This is a genomic window from Herbaspirillum sp. B65 (genome assembly GCF_000333555.1).
GTDB classification, from domain to species: domain Bacteria; phylum Pseudomonadota; class Gammaproteobacteria; order Burkholderiales; family Burkholderiaceae_D; genus Herbaspirillum; species Herbaspirillum rubrisubalbicans.
Map to the genome: position 1 here is coordinate 1 of NZ_BADI01000799.1, position 4,091 is coordinate 4,091.

At 63.2% G+C, this 4,091-nt stretch carries 2 protein-coding genes and 2 pseudogenes; 3 read left to right on the top strand and 1 reads right to left on the bottom strand.

Annotated features, from left to right (window positions below):
- Positions 1-681 (bottom strand): annotated as a pseudogene (locus I5W_RS19110) (FtsW/RodA/SpoVE family cell cycle protein); the annotation flags it as partial.
- On the opposite strand from I5W_RS19110, the gene prpC reads away from it, so the two are divergent.
- From prpC to I5W_RS19125, 3 genes and pseudogenes are all read left to right on the top strand, one after another.
- A complete protein-coding gene (gene prpC / locus I5W_RS19115) occupies positions 590-1,765 on the top strand; it encodes a bifunctional 2-methylcitrate synthase/citrate synthase (protein WP_044530411.1) in 1,176 nt (391 codons plus the stop codon). The pseudogene I5W_RS19110 and the gene prpC sit on opposite strands and share 92 nt — an antisense overlap.
- Before the next feature lie 265 nt (positions 1,766-2,030).
- Entirely contained in the window at positions 2,031-2,480 is a 450-nt protein-coding gene (locus I5W_RS19120) for a hypothetical protein (RefSeq protein ID WP_017451641.1), read from the top strand.
- Positions 2,481-2,837: 357 nt separating this feature from the next.
- Positions 2,838-4,091, top strand: a pseudogene (locus tag I5W_RS19125) (AMP-binding protein); the annotation flags it as partial.

Here is a 4,091-nt window from a genome sequence, read left to right on the forward strand (position 1 = left end):
CATCAAGACCCGGTTTTCATAATCGATACGCAACAGATGGGCCAAGCCCACGCAATTCAACAGCACACCNGAGCCGCCATAGCTCATCAGCGGCAGCGTCAGACCCTTGGTGGGCAGCAGACCCAGGTTCACCCCCATGTTGATGAACGCCTGCACGCCCAGCCAGATACCGATGCCCTTGCCCACCAGGCCGGCAAAGGTCAGGTCCAGGGCGATGGCCTGGCGACCGATCTCGAAGGCGTGCTTGACCAGCCAGTAGAACAGCAGCACCACCACCAGCACGCCGGCAAAGCCGAGTTCCTCGCCGATGACGGCCAGCAGGAAGTCGGTATGCGCCTCCGGCAGATAATGCAATTTCTCCACGCTGCTGCCCAGGCCCACGCCGAACAGCTCGCCGCGCCCGAAGGCGATCAGCGAGTGCGACAACTGGTAAGCCTTGCCCAGCGCATTGTCTTCTTCCCACGGATTCAGATAGGCGAAGATACGCTCGCGCCGCCACGGCGAAGTCACGATCACCAGCGAGAACACGCCCACCAAGGTCGCGCCGATGCCACCGAACCAGACCCCGTTGATGCCCCCCAGGAACAGGATGCCCATGGCGATGCAGACGATCACACCGAACGCGCCCAGGTCGGGCTCCAGCAGCAACAGCAAGCCGACCAGGCCGACGGCGGCGGCCATCACTGCCCTGTGTACCGTGGGCAAGACCGGCAATGACCTGCACTATCGCGGCTACGACATCCTGGATGTGGCCGATAGCTGCGAGTTCGAAGAAATCGCCCACCTGCTGGTGCATGGCAAGCTGCCCACCGCGGCCGAACTGCGCGCCTACAAGGCCAAGCTGAAAGCCCTGCGCGGCCTGCCGGCCAACGTCAAGGCGGCGCTGGAATGGCTGCCGGCCGCCTCGCACCCGATGGACGTGATGCGCACCGGCGTGTCGGCCCTGGGCTGCGTGCTGCCGGAGAAGGATGACCACAACACCCCCGGCGCGCGCGATATCGCCGACCGCCTGATGGCCTCGCTGGGCTCCATGCTGCTGTACTGGTACCACTACAGCCACAACGGCAAGCGCATCGAAGTCGAGACCGATGACGATTCCATCGGCGCCCACTTCCTGCACCTGCTGCATGGCGAAAAGCCCTCCGAGGCCTGGGAAAAGGCCATGCACACTTCGCTGATCCTGTACGCGGAACACGAATTCAATGCCTCCACCTTCACCGGCCGCGTCATCGCCGGTACCGGCTCGGACATGTACTCGGCCATCACCGGCGCCATCGGTGCGCTGCGCGGCCCCAAGCATGGCGGCGCCAACGAAGTGGCCTTCGAGATCCAGAAGCGCTATGACAATCCCGACGAAGCCGAAGCCGACATCCGTCGCCGCGTCGAGAACAAGGAAGTGGTGATCGGCTTCGGTCACCCGGTCTACACCATCTCCGACCCGCGCAACAAGGTCATCAAGGAAGTGGCACGCAAGCTCTCCAAGGAAGCCGGTTCGACCAAGATGTTCGATATCGCCGAACGCCTGGAAACGGTCATGTGGGAGATCAAGAAGATGTTCCCCAACCTGGACTGGTTCTCGGCCGTGTCCTACCACATGATGGGGGTGCCGACCGCGATGTTTACGCCGCTGTTCGTCATCGCCCGCACGTCGGGCTGGGCCGCGCACATCATCGAGCAGCGCATCGACAACAAGATCATCCGCCCCTCGGCCAACTACGTGGGCCCGGAAGACCTGAAGTTCGTGCCGATCGGCAAGCGCAAATAAGCCGATCAGCCATATTGCATTGATGGCAGGAAGCCAACACGCAGCGCGTTGACGGGGCAAGGGAGCAAGAGGGAGCGGGAGCAGCAAGAAGAAGGAAGCGGCGGCCAGGGCTGGTCGCCGCATTCCCCAGGTGGTAGCCGATCACAACAGATCGCAGATTTGTAACAAGCGTTACATGTGGTCGAGTCCGGTGCAATAACTTGTTAAGATGCGGTCGGATCTTTTTCTTCCCCCGCGTCCACCCCGACTCTCCATGGATCATCCGATGATTGCTGCCATCGTTTCCTGCGGTATTTCCCGCCGTATTTCCCATTTTCCTTTCCAGTCCCTGGGACTGGCCGCTGCCGCCGCTGTGGCGCTGGCTGCCTGTTCTTCCACCCCGGTGCCGGTCACCGAAACCAAGCCGGTCTTGCCGCAGTTGCTGCAAGCGCCCGCCGCCACGCAACCGACCTGGGCGACCCAGTTGAAGACCGGTGCTTTTAGCTGCGAGATGGGCAACAAGGTCGAAATCCGCATGGATGGCCGCGTCACCGATGGCGTCACGCTGGTGTGGAAAGGCAGCAGTTACATGATGAACCCGGTCAGCACCTCGACCGGTGCAGTACGCCTGGAGAACAAGGGCGAAGGCCTGGTGTGGATCCAGATCCCGTCGAAGTCCATGCTGCTCAATTCCAAGATCGGGCAGCAGCTCGCCAACGATTGCCGCACGCGCTAAAGGCGCAGCGCGTCGTGGTGATGAGCTGACTGCGGCGCGTTCTTCTTCCCTCCCGTTTCCTCTTCCTTGTCATGCCGTCGGTCTTGTGCCAGCGGCATCGATTCTGCTTGCCGGCGCGTTGCATGGCGTTGCGTTGCGTTGCGTAGCGTCGCAGCACCGGACTTGATCTGCATCAGTGGCAACCCGGCATGGCGCGGGCCGATTCAGCCCACCGTAAGCTTCAGGTGCAAGACTGTTCTGAACGTCGCATGAAGGCCGGGCAAGCACCTTGCACGAGAACCACCCGACGCACGACCCGCAAGCCACGATAGCCCAGGGCGACAGCCGTTTTCAATTCGAAAGTCATGAGGAGACGTCATGCAATACGAGGATTTCTATCGCCGCTCCATCGAGCACCCCGACACCTACTGGGCCGAGGAGGCGCAGCGTATCCACTGGGAGAAGCCCTTCACCCGCACCCTCGATTATTCGCGTGCGCCGTTTGCGCGCTGGTTCATCGGCGGCACCACCAACCTGTGCTACAACGCGGTGGACCGTCACCTGGCCGAGCGCCCCACGCAAGCCGCGCTCATTGCCATTTCCACCGAAACCAATAGCGAGCGCGTCTATGACTTTGCCGAACTGCACCGCGAAGTGCAGGCCATGGCCGCCACCATGCTGGCGCTGGGCGTGCAGCGCGGCGACCGCGTGTTGATCTACATGCCCATGATCGCCGAGGCGGTGTTTGCCATGCTGGCTTGCGCGCGCATCGGGGCGGTGCATTCGGTGGTGTTCGGCGGCTTTGCCTCCAACAGCCTGGCCTCGCGCATCGATGATGCGCAGCCGCGCCTGATCGTCTCGGCCGATGCCGGCTCGCGCGGCGGCAAGGTGATTCCCTACAAGGGGCTGCTGGATGAGGCGATCAACCTGGCCCAGCACAAGCCGCAGCGGGTGCTGCTGGTGGATCGCGGCCTGGCCGAGATGGCGCGCACGCCGCAGCGTGACGTCGACTACGCGCAGTTACGCCAGCAGCACCTGGACCAGCCGGTGCCGGTCACCTGGCTGGAATCGAACGACACCAGCTACGTGCTCTACACCTCCGGCACCACCGGCAAGCCCAAGGGCGTGCAGCGCGATGTGGGCGGCTATGCAGTGGCGCTGGCCTCATCCATGCAACACATCTTCTGCGGCCAGCCCGGCCAGACCTACTTCTGCACCTCCGACATCGGCTGGGTGGTGGGCCACTCCTACATCGTCTATGGACCGCTGATCGCCGGCATGGCCACCGTGCTCTATGAAGGCCTGCCGATCCGGCCCGATGCCGGCATCTGGTGGAGCATCGTCGAGAAATACAAGGTCAGCCGCATGTTCTCCGCGCCCACCGCGATTCGCGTGCTCAAGAAGCAGCCGCCCGAATGCATGGAGCGCTACGACACGTCGTCGCTCAAGGCGCTCTACCTGGCGGGCGAACCGCTCGATGAAACCACCTCCAGCTGGATTTCCGGCGCCCTGAGGTGCCGGTCATCGACAACTACTGGCAGACCGAATCGGGCTGGCCCATCATCTCGATCGCCAGGGCATCAGCGACAAGCCCACCCGCCTGGGCAGTCCGGGCGTGCCCATGCCGGGCTA

Excerpts from the sequence above, each read along its gene's own strand:
- prpC (WP_044530411.1), top strand. The coding sequence starts at position 590 with ATGCCCATGGCGATGCAGACGATCACACCGAACGCGCCCAGGTCGGGC.
- I5W_RS19120 (WP_017451641.1), top strand. The coding sequence starts at position 2,031 with ATGATTGCTGCCATCGTTTCCTGCGGTATTTCCCGCCGTATTTCCCAT.